19 protein-coding genes and 1 riboswitch are annotated in these 20,118 nt (G+C 69.6%); of the genes, 9 read left to right on the top strand and 10 right to left on the bottom strand.

Going from position 1 to position 20,118, the window contains the following annotated elements; all coding sequences use genetic code 11:
* Positions 1-38: 38 nt before the first annotated feature.
* Together MRBLWO12_RS02035 and MRBLWO12_RS02030 are read left to right on the top strand one after the other, a co-directional pair.
* Positions 39-1,271 carry an MFS transporter gene (locus tag MRBLWO12_RS02035; protein ID WP_363552200.1) on the top strand — a complete coding sequence of 411 codons (1,233 nt, stop codon included), beginning with the start codon at positions 39-41 and terminating at the stop codon, positions 1,269-1,271.
* Positions 1,272-1,310: 39 nt separating this feature from the next.
* Positions 1,311-2,030 (top strand): DUF6882 domain-containing protein, encoded by a 720-nt coding sequence (locus MRBLWO12_RS02030; RefSeq protein ID WP_363552198.1) that lies wholly within the window; start codon positions 1,311-1,313, stop codon positions 2,028-2,030.
* A gap of 17 nt (positions 2,031-2,047) precedes the next feature.
* On the opposite strand, the gene MRBLWO12_RS02025 is transcribed toward MRBLWO12_RS02030, so the two are convergent.
* The 6 genes from MRBLWO12_RS02025 to MRBLWO12_RS02000 form a co-directional block, all read right to left on the bottom strand.
* On the bottom strand, positions 2,048-2,836 hold the full coding sequence (locus MRBLWO12_RS02025; protein WP_363552196.1) for an ABC transporter ATP-binding protein: 789 nt from the start codon (positions 2,834-2,836) through the stop codon (positions 2,048-2,050).
* Entirely contained in the window at positions 2,833-3,654 is an 822-nt protein-coding gene (locus tag MRBLWO12_RS02020; RefSeq protein WP_363552194.1) for a siderophore-interacting protein, read from the bottom strand. Before MRBLWO12_RS02020 ends, MRBLWO12_RS02025 begins: the two co-directional genes overlap by 4 nt.
* Positions 3,654-4,676 (bottom strand): FecCD family ABC transporter permease, encoded by a 1,023-nt coding sequence (locus MRBLWO12_RS02015; protein ID WP_363552192.1) that lies wholly within the window; start codon positions 4,674-4,676, stop codon positions 3,654-3,656. The genes MRBLWO12_RS02020 and MRBLWO12_RS02015 overlap by 1 nt, the downstream gene beginning before the upstream one ends.
* On the bottom strand, positions 4,673-5,713 hold the full coding sequence (locus tag MRBLWO12_RS02010) for a FecCD family ABC transporter permease (protein ID WP_363552190.1): 1,041 nt from the start codon (positions 5,711-5,713) through the stop codon (positions 4,673-4,675). Before MRBLWO12_RS02010 ends, MRBLWO12_RS02015 begins: the two co-directional genes overlap by 4 nt.
* The gene (locus MRBLWO12_RS02005) at positions 5,710-6,705 is read right to left on the bottom strand and encodes an ABC transporter substrate-binding protein (protein ID WP_363552188.1); all 996 of its coding nucleotides are present in this window, start codon (positions 6,703-6,705) and stop codon (positions 5,710-5,712) included. The genes MRBLWO12_RS02010 and MRBLWO12_RS02005 overlap by 4 nt, the downstream gene beginning before the upstream one ends.
* An 85-nt stretch (positions 6,706-6,790) precedes the next feature.
* Positions 6,791-7,555: a helix-turn-helix domain-containing protein gene (locus MRBLWO12_RS02000; protein ID WP_363552186.1), complete on the bottom strand. Its 765-nt coding sequence runs from the start codon at positions 7,553-7,555 to the stop codon at positions 6,791-6,793.
* 166 nt (positions 7,556-7,721) lie between these two features.
* Between MRBLWO12_RS02000 and MRBLWO12_RS01995 the strand changes: the two genes are divergently transcribed.
* Complete coding sequence (locus MRBLWO12_RS01995) at positions 7,722-8,291, top strand: hypothetical protein (protein ID WP_363552184.1); 570 nt, start codon at positions 7,722-7,724, stop codon at positions 8,289-8,291.
* A gap of 73 nt (positions 8,292-8,364) precedes the next feature.
* On the opposite strand, the gene MRBLWO12_RS01990 is transcribed toward MRBLWO12_RS01995, so the two are convergent.
* Both MRBLWO12_RS01990 and glyA read right to left on the bottom strand, forming a co-directional pair.
* Complete coding sequence (locus MRBLWO12_RS01990; RefSeq protein ID WP_363552183.1) at positions 8,365-9,243, bottom strand: bifunctional methylenetetrahydrofolate dehydrogenase/methenyltetrahydrofolate cyclohydrolase; 879 nt, start codon at positions 9,241-9,243, stop codon at positions 8,365-8,367.
* A 130-nt stretch (positions 9,244-9,373) separates the two neighbouring features.
* Positions 9,374-10,648, bottom strand: coding sequence for a serine hydroxymethyltransferase (gene glyA, locus MRBLWO12_RS01985; protein WP_363552181.1), 1,275 nt, complete (start codon positions 10,646-10,648; stop codon positions 9,374-9,376).
* A 38-nt stretch (positions 10,649-10,686) separates the two neighbouring features.
* Positions 10,687-10,771, bottom strand: a riboswitch (ZMP/ZTP riboswitch).
* Positions 10,772-10,882: 111 nt separating this feature from the next.
* On the opposite strand from glyA, the gene MRBLWO12_RS01980 reads away from it, so the two are divergent.
* The 6 genes from MRBLWO12_RS01980 to MRBLWO12_RS01955 all read left to right on the top strand — a co-directional run bounded on the left by MRBLWO12_RS01980 (position 10,883) and on the right by MRBLWO12_RS01955 (position 18,345).
* A complete protein-coding gene (locus tag MRBLWO12_RS01980; protein ID WP_363552179.1) occupies positions 10,883-12,394 on the top strand; it encodes a family 20 glycosylhydrolase in 1,512 nt (503 codons plus the stop codon).
* Positions 12,391-13,563: an N-acetylglucosamine-6-phosphate deacetylase gene (locus tag MRBLWO12_RS01975; protein WP_363552177.1), complete on the top strand. Its 1,173-nt coding sequence runs from the start codon at positions 12,391-12,393 to the stop codon at positions 13,561-13,563. The genes MRBLWO12_RS01980 and MRBLWO12_RS01975 overlap by 4 nt, the downstream gene beginning before the upstream one ends.
* 471 nt (positions 13,564-14,034) lie before the next feature.
* A complete protein-coding gene (locus tag MRBLWO12_RS01970) occupies positions 14,035-16,134 on the top strand; it encodes a sigma-70 family RNA polymerase sigma factor (RefSeq protein ID WP_363552175.1) in 2,100 nt (699 codons plus the stop codon).
* A 9-nt stretch (positions 16,135-16,143) separates the two neighbouring features.
* Positions 16,144-16,515: a YrdB family protein gene (locus tag MRBLWO12_RS01965; protein ID WP_363552173.1), complete on the top strand. Its 372-nt coding sequence runs from the start codon at positions 16,144-16,146 to the stop codon at positions 16,513-16,515.
* A 65-nt stretch (positions 16,516-16,580) separates the two neighbouring features.
* A complete protein-coding gene (locus MRBLWO12_RS01960) occupies positions 16,581-17,945 on the top strand; it encodes an FAD-binding oxidoreductase (protein ID WP_363552171.1) in 1,365 nt (454 codons plus the stop codon).
* The gene (locus MRBLWO12_RS01955) at positions 17,938-18,345 is read left to right on the top strand and encodes an NUDIX hydrolase (RefSeq protein WP_363552169.1); all 408 of its coding nucleotides are present in this window, start codon (positions 17,938-17,940) and stop codon (positions 18,343-18,345) included. Before MRBLWO12_RS01960 ends, MRBLWO12_RS01955 begins: the two co-directional genes overlap by 8 nt.
* Before the next feature lie 6 nt (positions 18,346-18,351).
* On the opposite strand, the gene nagB is transcribed toward MRBLWO12_RS01955, so the two are convergent.
* Together nagB and MRBLWO12_RS01945 are read right to left on the bottom strand one after the other, a co-directional pair.
* Positions 18,352-19,131 carry a glucosamine-6-phosphate deaminase gene (gene nagB, locus MRBLWO12_RS01950; protein ID WP_363552167.1) on the bottom strand — a complete coding sequence of 260 codons (780 nt, stop codon included), beginning with the start codon at positions 19,129-19,131 and terminating at the stop codon, positions 18,352-18,354.
* On the bottom strand, positions 19,124-20,089 hold the full coding sequence (locus MRBLWO12_RS01945; protein ID WP_363552165.1) for an ROK family protein: 966 nt from the start codon (positions 20,087-20,089) through the stop codon (positions 19,124-19,126). Before MRBLWO12_RS01945 ends, nagB begins: the two co-directional genes overlap by 8 nt.
* Positions 20,090-20,118: the final 29 nt, after the last annotated feature.

The following is a 20,118-nucleotide window of genomic DNA, read 5'->3' as shown; positions in this document are numbered from 1 at the left end:
TGCCAGGATGGACGGATGCACAGACGCGGAATGCTGACGTGAGCCGCGGGCTCGCAGCGATGCAGGACCGCAACTTCCGCTGGTTCTTCCTCGCGCGTGCGATCACGATGATCGCCGGATCGATGTCGTCGATCGCTCTGGCATTCGCCGTGCTCGAGATCGACAACGACGCCCTCTCCCTGTCGTTCGTGCTCGCGGCGTTCACGATCAGCAACATCGTGTTCGTGCTGTTCGGCGGCGTGGTCGCCGACCGGCTGCCCCGCGCACTGATCATCCAGTCCTGTTACGTGGTCGACATCCTCTCGATCGGCTCGATCGCCGCTCTCCTGTTCACCGGAACAGCCACGATCCCCGCGCTCGTGGTCCTCTCGGTGGTCAACGGCGCCTCCACCGCCTTCGTGATGCCCGCCATGCAGGGCATCATCCCGCAGCTGACGACGCCGGAGCACCTGCAGCAGGCGAACGCGATGCTCTCGTTCGTGCGCTCCGCCGTCACGATCGGCGGTCCGATCATCGCCGGCATCCTGGTCGCCACCGCGGGACCGGCCTGGGCCATGGTCGTGCAGGCGCTCGGCTGGCTGATCGCGATCCCCATCCTCGCGCTCGTGAAGCTTCCTCCGCCCGCGCACGGCGGAGGGACCACGATGTTCCACGACCTCAGGATCGGCTGGCACGAGTTCTGGAGCCGCTCCTGGCTGTGGACCGTCGTGATCGCGTTCATGATCATGAACGCGATCCACGTCGGCGCCTGGGGCGTCGTCGGCCCCTACATCGCGAAGAACAACGATCTGCTCGGGATCGCCGGCTGGGGATGGGTGGTCAGCGCCGAGGGCGTCGGCGTACTGCTCATGACGCTGCTGCTGCTGTGGTTCCCCCTCCGGCGTCCGCTGCGCTTCGGGATGATCGGCATGGCCGCGTTCGCCATCCCGTTGACCGTGCTGGGTGCTCATCCGGCGGTCGTCCTGCTCGCGATCGCCGCGTTCATCGCCGGCGCCGGTGTCGAGATCTTCAACACGGGGTGGAACCTCGCGATGATGGAGAACATCCCGGGCGAGAAGCTCTCCCGGGTCGCCAGCTACGACATGCTGGGCAGCTTCGTGGTGATGCCGATCGGCACGCTGATCTACGGCTGGCTGATCACGCACGCCGATCCCGCGACCGTGCTGATCTCCTCAGGGATCATCTACGCCGTCGTCGCGTTGACAACGCTGTTCGTCCCGAGTGTGTGGCGGATGGGCAGGCCGGCCGGGACCCTGACCGCCCGGAGCTAGCTCTGGCGTATTCATAGCTACGCGGGCGAGACTGTCCTCATGACCTTCGCCGCGCTCCAGCCCCTCGCCGACCGTGCCGCCCTGTTCACCGCGCTCCGTCAGGATGCCCTCTCCGCTGCCGCCGATGCGCTCGGCGAGCACCGCTGGGATGCGGACATGGCCGCGGGCACCCTCACCTTCATGGCGAACGCCGACCCTTCGCGCCAGCTCGTGACGCGCGCACACCTGATCGCGACGATCGCGCCGGGACCCCGCTCGATGCTGTGGGCCTGGGCCCACCCGCAGGGCGACCCGCAGGGTGTCGCGGCACAGCTGCAGATCTACGGCGCCGAGCACGGCATCGTCGAGCTCACCAGCCCTGAGGTGCCCTTCCCCGCCGATGCCACGGCGGACGAGGAGTGGATCGCGCAGGCAGCCCACGTCGTCGGCGGCGTCGCCGTCGAACTCACCGGGCGCGCGCCGTACTACTCGGCGCCGGTCGGCGGCGGCACGCGCGCCGTGTTCCTGCTCGATGCCCCGCTCGCTCCGCTCACCGTGGCCGACGCGGTCATCGCGCTCCCCCGCGTCCTGTCTGGCACCGCGCTCACCGACGCCCGCACCGCAGTGTGGGATCTCGCTCGTCTCGCGAACTGGACCCTCACCTGGACCGACGAGTCGTTCAGCGGCGCCACCGTCGTCGATGCCTCCGGCTCCGCCACCTTCCGCTTCGACGAGCAGGCGCGCATCACCGGCATCGAGAGCACGCTCGCGGGTTCCTGACCTGCCCCGCCGGGCCGTCACCGCCGCCGCGGCACCACCATCGGCGTGCCGGTCTCGGGGTCGGCGATCACCGTGCAGTCCAGGTCGAACACGCGCGACATCACCTCGGGAGTGAGCACCTCCTCCGGGGTACCGGTGCGCACGATGGCGCCGTCGCGCATCGCGACGATGCGATCCGCATACCGAGCGGCCTGATTCAGGTCGTGCAGCACGGCGACGACCGTCGTCCCGTGCTCGTGGTTGATCGCACGGAACAGGTCCAGCATGTCGAGCTGGTGGGTGATGTCGAGGAAGGTCGTCGGCTCGTCCAACAGCAGCGCGTCGGTCTCCTGAGCGAGGGCCATCGCGAGCCAGACGCGCTGCCTCTGCCCGCCCGAGAGCTCATCGATCGGGCGGTCAGCGAGTTCGAGCACCGAGGTCTTCTCCATCGCCCGCTGCACCGCCTGCTCGTCGGCGTCGCTCCACGCCGAGAACGCCCGTCGGTGCGGGTACCGGCCTCGGGCGATCAGGTCGGCCACCCGCATGCCGTCCGGGGCCTCAGCCGACTGGCTCAGCAGGCCCAGCTCCCTGGCGAGCTCCTTCGCCCCGCGCTCACGGATGTCGCGGCCGTCGAGCAGCACGGAGCCGGCGAGCGCTGGCAGCAGTCGCGCGATCGTGCGCAGCAGCGTCGACTTGCCGCAGGCGTTCGGCCCGATGATCGCGACGAAGGAGCCCCGAGCGATCGTGAGGTCGAGTCCGGTGGAGACGGGCCGTCCGTGCGGGTAGCCCGCCGACAGGCCGCGGATGTCGAATGTCGTCTCGGTCACAGTCCGTACCTCGTCAGCAGCTCGTCGGCGAGGTCCCGCTGCGTCTCGTCGTCGTCGCCGTTCTCCCAGATCGCGGCCAGCTGTGCGGGCAGCTCGGTCTGCTGCTCGAACCTCTTCCCCCACCGCTCGGCGTCACGGCGCCAGTACCCCATCGTCATGTAGCGGGTCGTCGGCCAACGGAGTTCGTGCCGCACGTGACGGCGGATCTCCCGCATCGTCGTCGCCTCTCCCGAGAACCAGAGGTAGGTCGCATCCGGCCCTTCGGCGGTGGCGGCGAAGGTCTCGGCGACGATGTCCTCCGCCGCGACCCAGGTGGCCCTGTCGCCGTCGCGGAGACGGAGATCCTGCTGATCGCGCGGATCGTCGACGGACAGGATCGCCCGCACGGGAGGAGCCGACGCCGCGCGCTCGTCGAGGATGCGTCCGATCGCGGGCAGAGCGGTGGCGTCGCCGATCAGGAGCACACGCGCCGTCCCCTCCGGAACCTGGAAGTGTCCGCGGGGAAGGTCGAACGCCACAGTGTCGCCGAGGCGCGCGTCGCGGGCCCACTGCGTCGCCGGACCTTCGGCGTGCACGACGAAGTCGATGTCGAGCTCATCGGCCTCCGGGCGCCACGCGCGCACCGAATAGTACCGCTTGGCCTGCTCTCCGTCTGCCGTCGTCAGCCACAGACCGAAGAACTCGTCCGGCCTGCCGCAGGAGGCGAAACGCTCGCCAGCGGCGGTACGTGCGCCGCGCAGTGTGATGCGCATCATGTGCGGGGTGATCGTGCGACGAGCCGCCACCTCGGCGGTGTACACAGGGATGTCGGTGCGCATCAGCGCCTCCTTCGATTCGCTCCGGAGAGCATCCAGGCGAGGTAGAGTCCGCCGATCGCGATCGTGACGAGACCGGTGGGGAGCATGGTCGGCGCGAACAGCCGCGCCGCGAGCAGATCGCTGAACATGAGCAGCAGCGCGCCGGTCATGGCGGACGCCGCGAAGGGCATCGGTCCGCTGCGCCAGACACGGCGTGCGATCTGCGGGGCAGCCAACGCGACGAACGCGATCGGACCGGCGGCGGCGATCGTGACCGCCAGCAGCACCACGCCGATCAGCATGGCCGAGATGCGCAGGCGCACCGGCCGTACCCCGAGCGACATCGCGCGGTCCTCTCCGAGTTCGTAGAGCGTGAGCCCTGGCGCGAGCGCCGCGATCACCAGCCCGCCCGACAGCAGCGTGACGAGGATGACCGGGATCCATCGACCGTCGATGCCGTTGAGGGATCCGGCGCCCCAGATCGCCGCGGTGTGCGCCACGACATCGTCGGCGGCGAGCTCGATCATGGTGTTCACTGCGCCGAGCATCGCGGTCAGGGCGATGCCGACGATGATCAGCCGGGTGCCGCCGGCACCGCGCCACGCGACGAGCGCGAACACCAGCGCTGCCGAGGCGATGCCTCCGCCGACCGCCCCCATGGTGAGGGCAGCCGTGCTCACCGAGCCTCCGACGATGACCAGGAGCGCGCCGGTATACGCGCCGGCCGAGAAGCCGAGGATGTCGGGACTGCCGAGCGGGTTGCGGGTGATGACCTGGAACAGTGCTCCGGACAGCGCGAGCATCGCGCCGATCGCGGCGCCGAGCACCACACGCGGCAGCCTCCACCCGACCACGATCAGCCGGGTGCCTGAATCCCCCTTGCCGAACAGGGCGGCGAACACCTCAGGGATCGGGATGGCGGCATCTCCGAGGCTCAGACCGGCCATCGCCAACGCCACGAGCACGAAGGCAGACGAGATCCAGATGATCCGGCGACGGCGTCTGGTCTTCCACGGGACGGCGATGAGGGAGGCGGCGCTCACGAGGGCGCCCCCTCCGCCTGCACCCGGCGCGAGAGCACCAGGGCGACCAGCACGGGCGCACCGAGGAACGCGGTCATCACCCCGACCGGGATCGAACGCGGGGCGATCAGCACGCCGCAGAGCACATCGGCGCCCAGCAGCAGGATCGGACCGGCTAGCGCACTGTAGATCAGCAGCCTGCGGGTGTCGGGGCCGAAGACCGCGCGCAGCGCATGCGGCACCAGGAGTCCGACGAAAGCGATCGGCCCTGCCGCCGCGGTCGCCGCGCCGCAGAGCACCACGATCGCGAGGAACCCGCCCAGACGCGCGGCGCCGACCTGGCCGCCCAGAGCACGGGCCGTGTCCTCCCCCAGCGCGAGCAGGCCCAGCCCTGGCGCGATCAGCACCACGAGGACGAGCCCGACGGCGACGACCAGGAGCGTGAGCACGGCGGCATCGAACGAACGACCACCGAGCGCACCGGCGCCCCAGAGCCGCAGGGACTGGTAGGCGTGCGGGTCGATCAGGCTGAGGGCGGCGGTCGCAGCCGAGAGCACCGCGCCGATCGCCACGCCCGTGAGGGTGAGCCGCCCGATGGAGGCGCCGCGTCCGACTCCGCCGATCACAGCGACGAGGGCGCTCGCGAGCGCCGCACCGAGGAACGCGAACCACATCGTCGCACCGAAGTCCCCGACGCGGAGCACCACGATCGCGATCGCCACGGCGAACGAGGCACCGGCGTTGACGCCCAGCAGCCCGGGCTCCGCGAGCGGGTTGCGGGTGAGCGTCTGCATGATCACACCGGCGACCGCGAGGGCGCTCCCTGCGGCGATGCCGATGAACGTGCGCGGCAGCCGCACATCGCGCACGATCAGATCCGTCTCCGTGCCGGTCGGCGCGGTCAGCGCGGCGAACAGCTCGTCGAAGGTCAGAGCCCGCGAACCGACGGCGATGCTCGCCGCGACGGCTGTGAGCAGAAGGAGCACCACGATCGGCAGCACGACCGCGTCAGGCGGGCGACGGAGCTTCCACCGCCCGCCCGTGGCGAGAGTCGTCACTGCGAGAGCGGTTCGAGCACCTTGGCGGTGAGCTCGTCGATCCACTCCTCTGCGGTGCGGTAGTCGGTCACGTTCGAGACCAGTCCGTACACCCGCTCGGTCTTCGCGATCTCCAGCTGCTGGAACAGGCTGCTGTCGATCACGTCCTGGATCGCCGGCATCTTGGTGCCGTCCGGGTTCTCATAGGTGAGTCCGACCGTGACGCCGTCGAGGACCGTGCCGATCTGCTCGAGGGGCAGCGAGACGTAACCGGCGCCATCATCGGTGTCCAGCGGGATGCCGTCGCCGTAGGCGAGTCCCATCTCGTTCACGATCAGGTTGCCCGTCGACCCGCTGGGAAGCTGGATCGAGAACTGTCCGGCCTCGTTGCCGAGTGAGAAGTTCGCCCAGGTGTTCGCCGCGATGACGTCGGCGTACTGCTCCTTGACCTCGTCACGACGCGCCTCATAGGAGGCCTTCGCCTCTTCCCAGGTGTCGTGCGCACCGAGCGCGGTCGCGAGATCCTCGGTGATGGACTGCCAGTCGCCGCGTTCGTCACCGCCGACGATGACGGTCGGCGCGATCTCGCTGAGGCGTGTGAACGTCGCCTCGTCGACCTCGTAGGCGTCGCCCACGATGACATCGGGTGCGGCGCCGGCGAGTGCCTCGAAGTTCACCTCGCCATAGCTGCCGACCTTCGCGGCGTCGGCGATGTACGCCTGCTGGTCCTCGGTGTATCCGTCGATCCACTGGGTGTAGTCGATCGCGGCCACCACGGGCAGATCGAGCGACATGACCTGCCACGGGGTGTCGTACGAGATCGCCGCGACCCGCTCCGGGGCGGCGGGGACGGTCACCTCGCCGTACACGGAGTCGACGATGATCGTGTCGGCTCCCGCGGCGCCGCCGTCCGAGGTGGAATCGGCGTCGGGAGCGCACGCGGTGGCGGCGAGGACGAGGGGGGCGATGACTGCTGCGGCGAGCGCGGCTCGCAGGCGCGGGGAAGGGCGCAAGGGAATCTCCAATTAGGCAAGGGTTACCTAATTATGTCGCCCCTCGCCTGCCGGTTCGATGGCCTCAGTTGCGCTGATCGGTCGACTATGCGCGCGAATCGGTCACCGAACCGTGGCTGCGTGCGAAGGCGCGCGGCGACACCCCTGTGCGCCGCCGGAACGCTGCAGAGAACGCGGCGAGCGATTCGAAGCCCACGGCGCGCGCGGTACGACCGACCTCGGTCCCATTCGCGAGCATCGACATCGCCACCCGCAGGCGCAGCTCCGCCCGCCAGCGCGAGAACGCCATGCCCGTCTCCGCAGCGAACTGCCGGGTGAACGTGCGCACGCTCACGGACGACTGCGCGGCCCACGCATCCACCGTGCGCCGGTCGGCGGGGGCGGCGACCAGCGCATCGGTGACAGCGCGCAACCACGAGGTCGACGGCGTCGGCAGTCCGACCTCCGCGTCGCCGGAATCACCGAGCAGATCCAGAGCGAAGGCCTCGGCCCGCGCGCGACGCACGGGATCGGTGTAGCGCGAGAGCTGCGCGAGCACATCGTCCAGCAGCGGCGGCACGGTGGTCACGACGACGCGGGTGCTCAGCTCCGCACCCGCGTCCGGCTCGAACCAGGTGCATCGCATGCTGTTGCCCGGTGCTGCGGTGACCTCGTGCACGACGCCGGCGGGGATCCAGATGCTCGTTCCCCGGGGCGCGATGTAGACGGCATCCGGGGTGACGACGGTCACGGTGCGGGTGATCGCCGACAGCAGCTCGTGATCATCGTGCTGGTGGGCCGGCCAGTGCGCCCCCTCGGAGGTGGTGAGGATATCGACCGAATCCAGGAGCGGGTCGAGATCGATCGTCATCGTGGGCTCCCGGGGCGGAGGCGGATCGTCGGGCGGGCGAGCGGATGTGGATGTGGACGCAGCGCCCTCAGTGTACGGCCGGGCCGTGGGCGCCGGCTCCGTCGACGACGACTCCCGCGCCGTCACGGTGCTGCCACCCACCGGGAGGGTGTGGGATTCTGGTCGCATGAAGAACGGAATCATCCGGTTCGCCGCGCTCTACGTGTTCAATGTGGCCGTCCTGCTGCTCATCGGCCTGCTGTTCCCCGGTGTCTCGGTCGGCCTGCACGCCCTGTGGGCCGCCGTGATCCTCACGCTCGCCGCGCTCTTCGTGAAACCGACTCTCGCCGCGGCATTCCGCAAGTCCGCCGCGAAGTCGGCGGCCGAGCGCACGAAGGCCGGCGAGAAGGTCGTGCAGTACGTGCTGGTCTACGTCGTCGAGCTCATCGTGTGGGTGCTCACGGTCTGGTTGAGCGGCGTGCGCGCATCCGGATTCTGGGGGTTCGCGCTCCCGCCCCTGTTCCTGCTCTTCGGCTGGATGATCTATGACCAGGTCGACGACAAGCTGCGCGCCAAGGCCGCACAGCTGTATGACGCCGTGCAGGGCAAGGTGCAGGCAAGACGTGGGTCCGACGCCGCATCGCCGTCCGCCTCCGCTGCTCCTGCGGCTGAGGCCCCGGAGACGGCCGCGGCCCGCGCAGAGCTGAAGGATGGCCTGACGCCCGAGCAGCGCCGCATGCTCGACGAGCTGGGCTGACGCCGCCGCACCCGCTGGTCGCAGAAAGGCACCCCTCCGCGATGGAATGGGTGCCTTTCTGCGACCGAAGTGGTCAGGCGGCGCGCTCGGCGGCCTCGACGACGTTGGTCATGAGCAGGGCGACGGTCATCGGCCCCACGCCGCCGGGGTTCGGAGAGAGGAAGCCGGCGACCTCGGCCACATCGGGGTGGACATCGCCGAACACGAGGCTCTTGCCGCTCTCGGGGTCGGTCTCGCGCGTCACGCCGACGTCGAGCACGGCAGCGCCGGGCTTCACGTCTTCGGCGCGGATCAGGTGCTTCACTCCCGCCGCTGCGACGATCACATCGGCCTCACGCAGGTAGCGCGGCATGTCGACCGTGCCGGTGTGGGTGAGGGTGACGGTGGCGTTCAGGTCACGGCGCGTGAGCAGCAGGCCGATCGAGCGTCCGATCGTGACACCGCGGCCAACCACGACCACGTGCTTGCCCTTGAGGTCGTAGTCGTTTCGCAGCAACAGCTCGATGACGCCGCGCGGCGTGCACGGCAGCGGGGTATGGATCGGGCTGTTGACGTTCAGCACGAGCCGGCCGAGGTTGGTCGGGTGCAGGCCGTCGGCATCCTTCGCCGGATCGATGCGCTCGAGGATCGCGTCGGTGTCGATGTGCTTCGGCAGCGGCAGCTGCACGATGTAGCCGTGGCAGGCCGAGTCGGCGTTGAGTTCGTCGATCAGCGCCTCGACATCGGCCTGTGTGGCATCCGCCGGCAGCTCGCGCTGGATCGAGTTCATCCCGATCGCCTCGGACTGCCGATGCTTCATGCCGACGTAGAGCTGCGAGGCAGGGTCGGCGCCCACGAGCACCGTGGCGATGCCCGGGGTGATCCCCTTCGCCTTCAGCGCCGCGACGCGCTCGGTCAGCTCTGCGCGGATCGCGGCGGATGCCGCCTTCCCATCAAGGATCTTCGCGGTCATGTGTGTTGGTCCTTAGGTCTTCGCCGAGTGCACGGCTTCCGCTCGAGTGCACGGCTTCGTCACGTCGACGAGCCGTGCACTCGGCAGGAACCCGTGCACTCGCGTGAGGAGGGCGTGGGAGTGGGAGTGCCTACTGCTGCAGGTCCGGGTAGAGCGGGAAGGCGGCAGCCAGGGCGTCGACGCGAGCGCGCAGAGCCTCGACATCGGCGCCGGGGAGCAGCGCGAGGGCGATGATGTCGGCGACCTCGGTGAACTCGGCATCGCCGAATCCGCGCGTGGCGAGCGCCGGGGTGCCGATGCGCAGACCGGAGGTGACCATCGGCGGGCGCGGGTCGTTCGGCACCGCGTTGCGGTTCACGGTGATGTGGATGTCGTGCAACAGGTCTTCGGCCTGCTTGCCGTCGACCTCGGCGTCGCGCAGGTCGACCAGCACGAGGTGCACGTCGGTGCCACCGGAACGCACGGCGATGCCGGCATCCTTCACGTCCTGCTGCGAGAGCCGCTCGGCGAGCAGAGCAGCGCCACGGAGCACGCGCTCCTGACGCTCCTTGAACTCCGGCGTGCCGGCGAGCTTGAACGCGGTCGCCTTCGCGGCGATCACGTGCATGAGCGGTCCGCCCTGCTGTCCGGGGAACACGGCCGTGTTGATCTTCTTGGCGATGTCGGCGTCGTTCGTGAGGATGAAGCCGGAACGCGGGCCGCCGATGGTCTTGTGCACGGTCGAGGAGACCACGTCGGCGAAGGGCACCGGGTTCGGGTGCAGGCCCGCGGCGACGAGTCCGGCGAAGTGCGCCATGTCGACCCAGAGCAGTGCGCCGACCTCGTCGGCGATCTCGCGGAAGGCGGCGAAGTCGAGCGTGCGCGGGTAGGCCGACCAGCCCGCGATGATGACCTTCGGCTTGTGCTCGATGGCCAGGCGACGGACCTCGTCCATGTCGATCGTCGAGGTCTCGGGGTTCACGCCGTAAGCGACGATGTTGTACAGCCGGCCGGAGAAGTTGATCTTCATTCCGTGCGTGAGGTGGCCGCCCTGGTCGAGGGACAGGCCGAGCAGGGTGTCGCCAGGGCGGGCGATGGCGTGCAGCACGGCCGCGTTGGCCGATGCACCGGAGTGGGGCTGCACGTTCGCGAACTCCGCGCCGAACAGGCTCTTGGCGCGCGCGATCGCGAGTTCCTCGGCGACGTCGACCTCTTCGCAGCCGCCGTAGTAGCGGCGACCGGGGTAGCCCTCGGCGTACTTGTTGGTGAGCACGGATCCCTGCGACTGCAGCACCGAGACCGGCACGAAGTTCTCGGAGGCGATCATCTCGAGGAACGTCTGCTGACGCTTCAGCTCACGATCCAGAACCTGGGCGATCTCCGGGTCGACCTCGGAGAGGGGGGCGTTGAAGTAACGGTCGGTCATGATGACATGCTCCTCTGACAACGGATTCGAAGGGTGTATCAATCGGCCCAGGCGCGCGGTCGAATTCCGTGGTCAGTCGCTCCCCGGTGGTAGTCCACCCAGACGCCAGTCGCGACGGTTACGAGCATAGCCGATGAGGGAGGCCGCGCAGACTGACCCATTCCGGTAAACCATCACAGAATCGATTCGACGTCCGCCATTCCACTGGGCGACACCGACGGGTAGGTTTTGTTCATGGTCCTTCCTCACCCCCTTCCGCTCGTCCCCGCGCCCGTCTCCGCCGTCGCACGGGAGGGACGGATGCCGATCACGGCGACCACGCGCGTGTGCGGATCCTCCCCCGCGGCCGCCCAGCTGATCGACGCGGTCGAGCGCCGCACCGGCATCCGCATCGCCCTCACCGATGAGGCTCCCGCCGAGATCGTGCTGCGCGTAGACACGGGTTCCTCGGCGCCGGAGGGCTACACGCTCGAGGTCGGCGATCGCGCGATCCTCGTCGGCGCCGACGAGGCCGGACTCTTCTACGGCGTGCAGACGCTGCTGCAGCTGCTGCGACAGGACGATTCCGGCTGGGCACTGCTCGGCGCCGACGTCGCGGACTCCCCGCGCTTCGCTCGACGCGGCGTCATGCTCGACGTGGCCCGGCATTTCTTCGGCGTCGACGACGTGAAGAAGTTCATCGACAGCACCAGCGCCCTCAAGCTCAACCACCTGCACCTGCACCTCAGTGACGACCAGGGTTGGCGCGTGCACATCGACTCGTGGCCGCTGCTGACCGAGAGGGCATCCGCCACATCGGCGAACGGCGACCCCGGCGGCTTCTACACGAAGGACGCCTACCGCGAGATCGTGGCATATGCCGCATCGCGCCACATGATCGTGATCCCCGAGATCGACCTGCCCGGTCACACCCATGCGATCGGCGTCGCCTACCCCGAGCTCGTCGAGGTGCCGGTGCTGAACGACAACCTCATCGCCGAGTCTGCGCGGCTCGGCCAGCCCCTGCCCGTCGCCGGAGAGACCTATCTCGGGTGGGGTGTCGGGCACTCCAGCGTCCGCATCCACGAGGAGCGCACTTACGACTTCGTGCGCGACGTCGTGCGCGAACTGGCCGAGATGACGCCAGGTCCGTACCTCCACATCGGCGGCGACGAGTCGCTCGGCACCGCGCAGGAGGACTTCGACCTGTTCGCCGAGCGCGCGACCGCGATCGTGGTGGAAGCGGGCAAGATCCCCGTGGCCTGGCACGAGATGGGCTCCGCGGCGCACATCGCCGAGGGAACCGTCGGACAGTACTGGGGCAAGACCTCACCCGAGGGCACTCATGCGGAGGAGGCCGCGCACTTCGTCGAGCGCGGAGGCGCGCTGATCATGTCGGCGGCCGACGTGACGTATCTCGACATGAAGTACTCCCCCGACTTCCCGCTCGGGCTGACCTGGGCGGGGACCATCGACGTCCGATCCGCGTACGAGTGGGAACCCACGGCCGTGCTCGACGTGCCGGACACCGCGATCCTCGGCGTCGAAGCGCCGCTCTGGTCCGAGACCACCCGCACGCTCGGCGAGGTCGAGCAGCTGGTCTTCCCTCGCGCCGCAGCCCAGGCCGAAGTGGCCTGGTCGCCGCAAGTGGGTCCTGAGCGCGCGTGGGAGTCGTTCCGCGCGCGGCTCGGGACACTCGCGCCGCTGTGGAAGGCTGAAGGGATCGATTTCCACGCCGCAGCCGAGATTCCCTGGAGCGAACGATGAGTGTGCAGTCCTCGACGAGCGGTTCGCTGCTCATCCACTCCGCCCGGCTCGTCGAGCGCGGCGAGATCGTGGAGAACGCCTGGGTCCGGATCGAGAACGGGCGCGTCGTCGCGCACGGCACCGGCACGGACTGGACGCCGGCCGACGAGGTCGTGGATGCCGTTGCGGCTGCAGGAGAGGGAGCGCTGCTCACCCCTGGCCTGATCGACATCCACGGTCACGGCGGCGCCGGCGCATCGTTCGACGACGGCGTCGACGCCATCCGCACCGCGCGCGCTCTGCACCGCGAGCACGGCACCACGCGGGCCGTCGTCTCACTGGTCACGGCTTCCCTCGACGACCTCGCTCGCAACGTCGCCCTGGTCGCCGACCTCATGCGCACCGACGGCGACATCCTCGGCTCGCATCTCGAAGGCCCGTTCCTGGATCCGGCACACCACGGCGCACACGAGCCGACTCTGCTGCGCGCCCCCGCCGCACACGACGTCGCCCGGTTGCTGGAGGCGGGCCGCGGCACCGTGCGGCAGGTCACGATCGCGCCGGAGCTGCCGGGCGGATTCGACGCGATCCGCCAGATCGTCGAGGCAGGAGCGGCTGCCGCGGTCGGGCATACGAGCGCGGACGCGGACGTCGCTGTCGCCGCCTTCGAAGCGGGGGCATCGATCCTCACGCACGCGTTCAACGCCATGCCGGGCATCCACCACCGTGCGCCCGGCCCTGTGCTCGCCGCCGCGGCGGACCATCGCGTGGTGCTCGAAGCCATCGCCGACGATGTGCACCTCGATCCGCGCGTGATCAAGCTCCTGTTCGACGCGGCGCCTGGCCGTGTCGCGTTGATCACCGACGCCATGGCTGCCGCCGGCAGCGCTGACGGGCACTACGACCTCGGAGCCGTCAGCGTCACGGTGGCCGATGGCATCGCCCGCGCCGACGACACGGGCTCGATCGCCGGCTCGACGCTCACGCAGGACATCGCACTGCAGAGGGCGGTGAGCGCGGGCGTGAGTCTGTCTGCGGCAGTCCAGGCCCTCACGGAGACACCGGCACGAGCGATCGGTCGCGACGCCGAGATCGGCGATCTGCGCCCCGGCCGCGTCGGAGATGCGGTGCTGTGGGATGCAGAGCTGCGCGTCGTCCGCGTCTGGGTGGGAGACCTGCTCTTCGGGTAAGAGGTCCGCACGACGCGTGACGACGCGCAACTCTGCGTTCTCCGGTTCGTCTTCGCGGGAGGGAGGCCACCGGTCCCCAGATCGGTGGCCTCGTTCCCGCTTCATAGAGAGGGGGGCCGGGAACTCCTCCCCCGAGGCTCCCGACCCGCCCTGCTGGTGCAGTTGCCCCTCGCACCAGCGCCCGAACCCCGCCCCCCGGAGGAGTTCGTATGGCTGTCTCTATGGGATGAGACGAAGGCCGAGCCGATTCATTACGCGGCTTCGCGATCTTTTTTCGAGATTCTTGGACTCCCCCTCCGGAAGCGGCCTCCCAACTGGGGTTCTCTGAGCCAGAAGATTTGCAGGGAATTCTGTGAAGGGGTGGCCTTGCTGGGAATTTCGGGTGAGAATGAAGAAGACGCGTGATGAGGGCCGCCCTCCCGCGTCTCTTCTTGTGAGGGCGCACGAGTGCCCCGCGACAGATGGATGAAAGTGCACGAAGAAGAGAACGTTCCGCACGAAGAGCCGATCGCTGACGCCGATCTGATCCTCCGCACCCGCTCGGGTGACACGGAGGCGTTCGGAGAACTCTGGCGACGCCACTACCCGTCCGGCATCGCGGTCGCTCGGTCCGTCACCTCGTCCATCGACCCCGACGACCTCGTGCAGGAGTCGTACACCCGCATCTACCAGGCGATCGTCAAGGGTGGCGGTCCAAACGGTTCTTTCCGCGCCTATCTGTTCACGAGCATCCGCAACACCGCGGCCGCGTGGGGCCGGTCGCGTCGCGAGTCGACGATCGACGAGCTCGACTCCGTCGCCGACCCCGACAGCACCGATCAGGCGGCGAACGAGGCGCTGGATCGCAGCCTCACTGCGCAGGCCTTCCGCAGCCTCCCTTCGCGGTGGCAGGAAGTGCTCTGGTACACCGAGATCGAGCAGATGAAGCCGCAGGATGTCGCGCCGCTCCTCGGCATGAAGTCCGGCGCCGTCTCCCAACTCGCCTTCCGCGCCAGGGAGGGTCTGCGCGAAGCGTGGATCCAGGCGCATCTGCGAAGTGCCGCGCCCGGCTCCGACTGCCAGTGGACGATCGAGCACCTGGGTGCGTACTCACGGGGCAACCTCAGCGCTCGCGACTACAAGCGCCTCGAGCTGCACCTCGATGAGTGCGCGCGCTGCATGATCGTCGCCGCAGAGGCGAAGGACGTCTCGAAGCGCCTCGCTCTGGTGCTCCTCCCCCTCGTCCTCGGTATCACCGGCTCCGCCGGGTATCTGGCGACGCTGCAGGGTGGGGGCGCGCCGATCGTCGCCCTCGCCGCAGCACCGTCCGGCATTGCGGGAGTCGTCGTCGCGGGTGACCCCGGCACGACCGTGTCCGGCACGACCGCCGCGATGGGCGCAGGATCGGGAAGCGGATCAGGCGGTGCGGCCGGTGGCAACACCGCAGCAGGCGGTGGCGCGGCAGGTTCGGCAGGCGGCGGTGCGGCGACCGGTGGCATGCTCACCGGCATGGGCGCCCTCGTGGGCGCGGGGTCTGCGGCACTCGTGGTCGCCGGTGTCGTCGCCGCCGCGACGATCATCCCCGGCCTGGCCGGCGCGCAGCCCGCCGCATCGCAGCCCAACGCCGGAGACAGCGACCCCTCGTCGATCGCGTCAGATGTCGGCCCCGATGCCTCGATGACGCTCGACGAGCCCGTCATCATCGACGAGCCGGCCACGGACCCGAAAGAAGACGCTGCTCCCCCGACCGACCAGACACCGCCCGACCCTGTGGCACCTTCCGGTCCGGTCTCCGCTCCGCCCACTCCGGCCGTCCCCGAGAAGCCGGTCACGCCGGTCGACCCGGTGGATCCCGTCGATCCGGTGGACCCGGTGGACCCCGTCGATCCTGCTGTTCCCGAGGGATCGCCGACCGTCGGTCAGGCCGAGACCTGGTTCGAATGGGTCGGCGAGGAGGAACTCTTCGTCACGCACTATGTGGTGCAGGTGTCGGGCGCCACGTCTGCCACCGTCCGTGCCCAGATCGACGGCAGCGGCGACGCGACGACGACCCTCACGCCCGTCGTCGACGGCGACGCGGTGGGCTACGGGACGATCGCACTGAGCGCGAGCTTGGCCCAGCTGTGCGGCAACGCCACGGTCGACTTCGCCTACGTCAACGGCGACAAGGTCGGCACCGCGACCACGACGACGCTGTGGACTCTCGCTCCCATCCCCGAGTGGTGGCTGCTGGTGTGCGCGCTCACGGGTGACGGCGCGGAGCCCTCCCTCGTCGACGCCTCGACGATCGACGAGCTGGTCGCGGACGAGCCTCTGCCCGGCGCCGATGACACCACGACTCCGGTCGCTGAGGCCCCGGTCGAGGACGCCCCGGCGACGCCGACCGCTCCTGTCGAAGAGGCCGCCCCCGTCGAAGAGGCCGTGCCCGTCGAGGAGGCCGTGCCCGTCGAGGAAGCAGCGCCTGTCGAGGAGGCAGCCCCCGTCGAGGCGGCGTCGGCGTCAGCCGTTGCGCCCGTCGAGGACACCACCGAGGCCGAGACCGCGGCAGACAGCGCCCCCTCTGCGGCGGAGGAGCCCGCGAGCGCCGAATAGACTGGGACCATGCCCCAGGATTCTGTTCCCGTACCTGGCGTCGAGCGTCCGGTCATCACCGTCATCGACGTCGTCCGCGCCATCGTCCTGGTCCTGGCCATTGCCTCGCTCGCCCTGTGGGGCTTCGCGACGTGGCCGCTTCCCTGGAACATCATCCTCGGCATCGGTGCCCCGGTCGTCATCCTGCTCGTCTGGGCGCTGTTCCTCTCTCCTCGTCCGGTGCTGCGCGTGCATCCGTTCCTCCGCGCCGCCGTCGAGCTGCTCATCTACGTCGGCGTCACGATCGCCTGGTGGTCGATGGACCAGGCATTGATCGGGACGGCTTTCGGTCTGGTCGCGATCGCCGCCGGAGTGATCAGCGGACGCCGCGCGCTGTCATGAGCACCCGGGCATGAGCACCCTGCGTGGCCATCACGGTGTGAGTGCTGCGGCATGAGCGTCGAGTCATGAACGTCGTCACGCAGCTGCGGGATGCGCTCGGAGATCTCGTCGAGCTCAACGAGGCCTCACTGGAGGCCGCGCGCGCCGACAGCTCGGGTCATGCCGCCGCCGGTCGCCCCCTCGCGATCGTGCATGCTGAAACCGTCGCGCACGTGCAGCAGACCCTGCGCATCGCCACCGCGACGCGCACTCCCGTGGTCGTTCGCGGCGCCGGCACCGGCCTCGCCGGAGCTGCGAACGCCGGCTCGGGAGAAATCGTCCTCTCGACGCTGCGGATGGACGCCGTCGTGGAGATCCGCCCGGATGACCTGCTCGCGGTGGTCGAGCCCGGCATCCTGAACGCCGACCTCAACCGTCTTCTCGCCGCGCACGGCGTGTGGTGGGCACCGGACCCTGCCAGCCGCGAGATCTCCACGGTCGGCGGCAACATCGCCACCGGCGCAGGCGGACTCCTGTGCGCGAAGTACGGCGTCGTGCGCGATGCAGTGCTCGGCGTCGACATCGTCCTCGCGGACGGGCGCCTGCTGCACCTCGGCCATCGCAGTGTCAAAGGCGTCACGGGGCTCGACCTGACCTCTCTCGTGATCGGTTCGGAGGGGACCCTGGGCGTGGTCGTCGGGGCCACGCTCAAGCTGCGACGCCTGGTCGCGGGCGAGACCTGCACGGTCACCGCGATCTTCCCGGACGTGCGGCGGGCGGCGGCGGCATCGGCATCCGTCACCGCGTCCGGTGTGCAGCCGTCGATCATGGAGCTGATGGATGCCGCGAGCCTCGCCGCTGTCCACGCCCTGCTCGAGCTCCCGCCCCCTCCACCCGGGGCCGCCCAGCTCACGATCCAGACCGATGGCCCTGCCGCGATCGCCGAGGCCGACACGATCGCCGCCCTCCTGCGCGCGCAGGAGGGCGAGCCTGTGGTGTCGCACGACCGCGACGAAGGCGAGCGGCTCCTGGCCATCCGGCGTTCCATGCATGCGGCGATGACCACGCTAGGGACCACGTTGATCGAAGATGTGTCGGTGCCCCGCAGCGCCATGCCCGAGATGTTCGATGAGATCGCCCGCATCGAACGCGAGTTCGGGCTGACGATCCCCACCGTCGCGCATGCGGGCGACGGGAATCTGCACCCCAACTTCATCTTCGATGGACCCGAGACGCCCGCGCACATCTGGGCAGCCGCAGATGAGCTGTTCCGCGCTGCCATCCGTCTGGGCGGCACGCTGACCGGCGAGCACGGCATCGGCGTGCTCAAACGGCGCTGGCTGGTCGACGAACTCGGCGCCGATCAGTGGGAGCTGCAGCGACAGATCGTGCGGGTCTTCGATCCGCACGGCATCCTCAACCCGGGAAAGGTCTTCTCCGCCGATGCCTGACATCCATGTGAGCGCCGCCGTGATCGTCGATGACGCCGACCGGGTGCTCGTCGTCCGCAAGCACGGCACGACCCGGTTCATGCAGCCGGGCGGCAAGCCGGAGCCCGGGGAATCTGCCGCAGAGACCCTGATCCGCGAGCTGCACGAGGAGCTGGGGGTGCTGCTCGTCGAAAGCGACCTTCGCCCGTTGGGGAGGTTCATCTCCGCAGCCGCCAACGAGCCGGGTCACCGTGTGGTCGCGGATGCCTTCGCCACCTCGATCGACCCCGGCGCCATATCGGTGCAGGCCGAGCTCGCCGAGCTGCGCTGGATCACGCCGGACGACGTGGCCACTCTCCCGCTCGCGCCTCTCAGCGTGGAGCACCTGCTGCCGCTCGCGTGGCCGGCGCTCGCCCGCTGAGCCGGCTCAGATGCCCTGCCAGGCCGGCTTGTTGGCGAAGGTGTAGCGGTAGTAGTCCGCGAGCTTCAGGCGTGACGCGGCTGCCTCGTCCACGACGACGGTCGCGTGCGGGTGCAGCTGGATCGCCGAGCCGGGCAGGAACGCCGTGAGCGGCCCCTCGACCGCGTCGGCGACCGCCTGAGCCTTGCCCTCGCCGAAGGCGAGGAGCACGAGGTGGCGGGCCCTCAGGATGGTTCCGAGCCCCTGTGTGATGCAGTGCTTGGGCACGTCGTCGATCGAGTCGAAGAAGCGGGCGTTGTCCTCGCGGGTCTGCTCGGTGAGCGTCTTCACCCGGGTGCGCGATGCGAACGACGAGCCGGGCTCGTTGAACCCGATGTGGCCGTCGGTACCGATGCCGAGAATCTGCAGGTCCACTCCGCCTGCGGCCTCGATCGCGGTCTCGTAGTCGTCGCCCGCGTGCTGGATGGTCGCGTGGGCCCCGTTGGGCACATGGATGCGCTGCGGATCGAGGCCCAGCGGCTCGATCACCTCACGCGTGATGACGGATCGGTAGCTCTCCGGGTGTGCGGGGTCCAGCCCCACGTACTCGTCGAGCGCGAAGCCGCGGACCTGCGACAGGTCGCGCCCGGCGAGCTGCGTGCGCAGCGCCTGGTACACCGGCAGCGGCGTCGACCCGGTGGCGAGTCCCAGCACGGCGTCGGCGCGCTGTGCGATGAGCTCGACGATCTCGGTCGCGACCAGCGTTCCCGCGGCCTCTGCGTTCTCGACGATGACGACCTCAGCCATGGGGAACGGGCTCCTTCTCAGATAGGGATGCGCCGACGAGTGCGGCGCCGAAGGCTGCGGCGGGAGAGCCCGCCGGCAGCATCTCGATTCTTTCATCGAGGTGCAGGGAACGCATGAAGGGCGAGGCTTCGGCATCGGCCAGCAGAGCACGCCGGACGCCGTTCTCCAACCGCTCGCCGAGCGAGGTGAGTCCTCCGCCGATGATGACGGTCTCGATGTCGGCCGAGAGCACCAGCACCCGGACGGCGGCTGCTGCTCCCCGGTAGAGATCGTCGCGCAGGGCTACGGCCTCCCGGTCGCCGGCGTCGGCGGCGTCGAGGATGTCGCGCACCGGAAGCGCGCCGGGGCGTCCCCAGGCCTTGGCGAGCGCTCCCCCGCCGCAGAACGTCTCCACGCAGCCCCGCTGACCGCAGCCGCAGAGCCGTCCGTTCGGGTCGACCGAGATGTGCCCGACCTCGCCGGCCGTGCCGCGTGCACCGCGCCAGATCCGGCCGTCCATCACGATGCCGGCCGCGACGCCTGTTCCGAGGTTCAGGTACGCCATGGAGCCGGTGACGCCCCGAAGTGCGGCGGCGCCGAGAGCGGCCGCCTTCACGTCGTTCTCGACACGGAAGGGCACCCCGAGAGTGCGCTCCGCCCGCACGGCGAGGTCGAGCGAGTCGACACCGAGGTTCACGGCATGCAGCACGCGACCGGAGTCCGCATCGACCAGCCCGGGGATGCCGACGCCGACCGAGCGGACGTCGGAGACGGAGAATCCGACCTGCTCGGCGAGAGTGCCGACCGCGAGCGCGATGTTCTCGAGCACCGCGTCCTCTCCCCACCCGGTGGGGCGTCGGAGTCGGCCGAGGATCTCCCCGTCGGGGTCGACTGCGACCGCATCGATCTTGGTGCCGCCGACGTCCAGGCCCACACGAATCTGCCGACCGGCACGGTCGGCGAGGTCGACACCCGTCATCGGATGTCGCTCCCGTGCGCCTTCGAGAC

It is taken from the genome of Microbacterium sp. LWO12-1.2, from assembly GCF_040675875.1.
Classification (GTDB): domain Bacteria; phylum Actinomycetota; class Actinomycetes; order Actinomycetales; family Microbacteriaceae; genus Microbacterium.
This window is presented reverse-complemented; position numbering and strand designations above follow the sequence as displayed.

Excerpts from the sequence above, each read along its gene's own strand:
- MRBLWO12_RS02030 (WP_363552198.1), top strand. The coding sequence starts at position 1,311 with ATGACCTTCGCCGCGCTCCAGCCCCTCGCCGACCGTGCCGCCCTGTTC.
- MRBLWO12_RS02020 (WP_363552194.1), bottom strand. The coding sequence starts at position 3,654 with ATGCGCACCGACATCCCTGTGTACACCGCCGAGGTGGCGGCTCGTCGC.
- MRBLWO12_RS02000 (WP_363552186.1), bottom strand. The coding sequence starts at position 7,555 with ATGACGATCGATCTCGACCCGCTCCTGGATTCGGTCGATATCCTCACC.
- MRBLWO12_RS01995 (WP_363552184.1), top strand. The coding sequence starts at position 7,722 with ATGAAGAACGGAATCATCCGGTTCGCCGCGCTCTACGTGTTCAATGTG.
- MRBLWO12_RS01990 (WP_363552183.1), bottom strand. The coding sequence starts at position 9,243 with ATGACCGCGAAGATCCTTGATGGGAAGGCGGCATCCGCCGCGATCCGC.
- glyA (WP_363552181.1), bottom strand. The coding sequence starts at position 10,648 with ATGACCGACCGTTACTTCAACGCCCCCCTCTCCGAGGTCGACCCGGAG.
- MRBLWO12_RS01980 (WP_363552179.1), top strand. The coding sequence starts at position 10,883 with ATGGTCCTTCCTCACCCCCTTCCGCTCGTCCCCGCGCCCGTCTCCGCC.
- MRBLWO12_RS01975 (WP_363552177.1), top strand. The coding sequence starts at position 12,391 with ATGAGTGTGCAGTCCTCGACGAGCGGTTCGCTGCTCATCCACTCCGCC.
- MRBLWO12_RS01965 (WP_363552173.1), top strand. The coding sequence starts at position 16,144 with ATGCCCCAGGATTCTGTTCCCGTACCTGGCGTCGAGCGTCCGGTCATC.
- MRBLWO12_RS01960 (WP_363552171.1), top strand. The coding sequence starts at position 16,581 with ATGAACGTCGTCACGCAGCTGCGGGATGCGCTCGGAGATCTCGTCGAG.
- MRBLWO12_RS01955 (WP_363552169.1), top strand. The coding sequence starts at position 17,938 with ATGCCTGACATCCATGTGAGCGCCGCCGTGATCGTCGATGACGCCGAC.
- nagB (WP_363552167.1), bottom strand. The coding sequence starts at position 19,131 with ATGGCTGAGGTCGTCATCGTCGAGAACGCAGAGGCCGCGGGAACGCTG.
- MRBLWO12_RS01945 (WP_363552165.1), bottom strand. The coding sequence starts at position 20,089 with ATGACGGGTGTCGACCTCGCCGACCGTGCCGGTCGGCAGATTCGTGTG.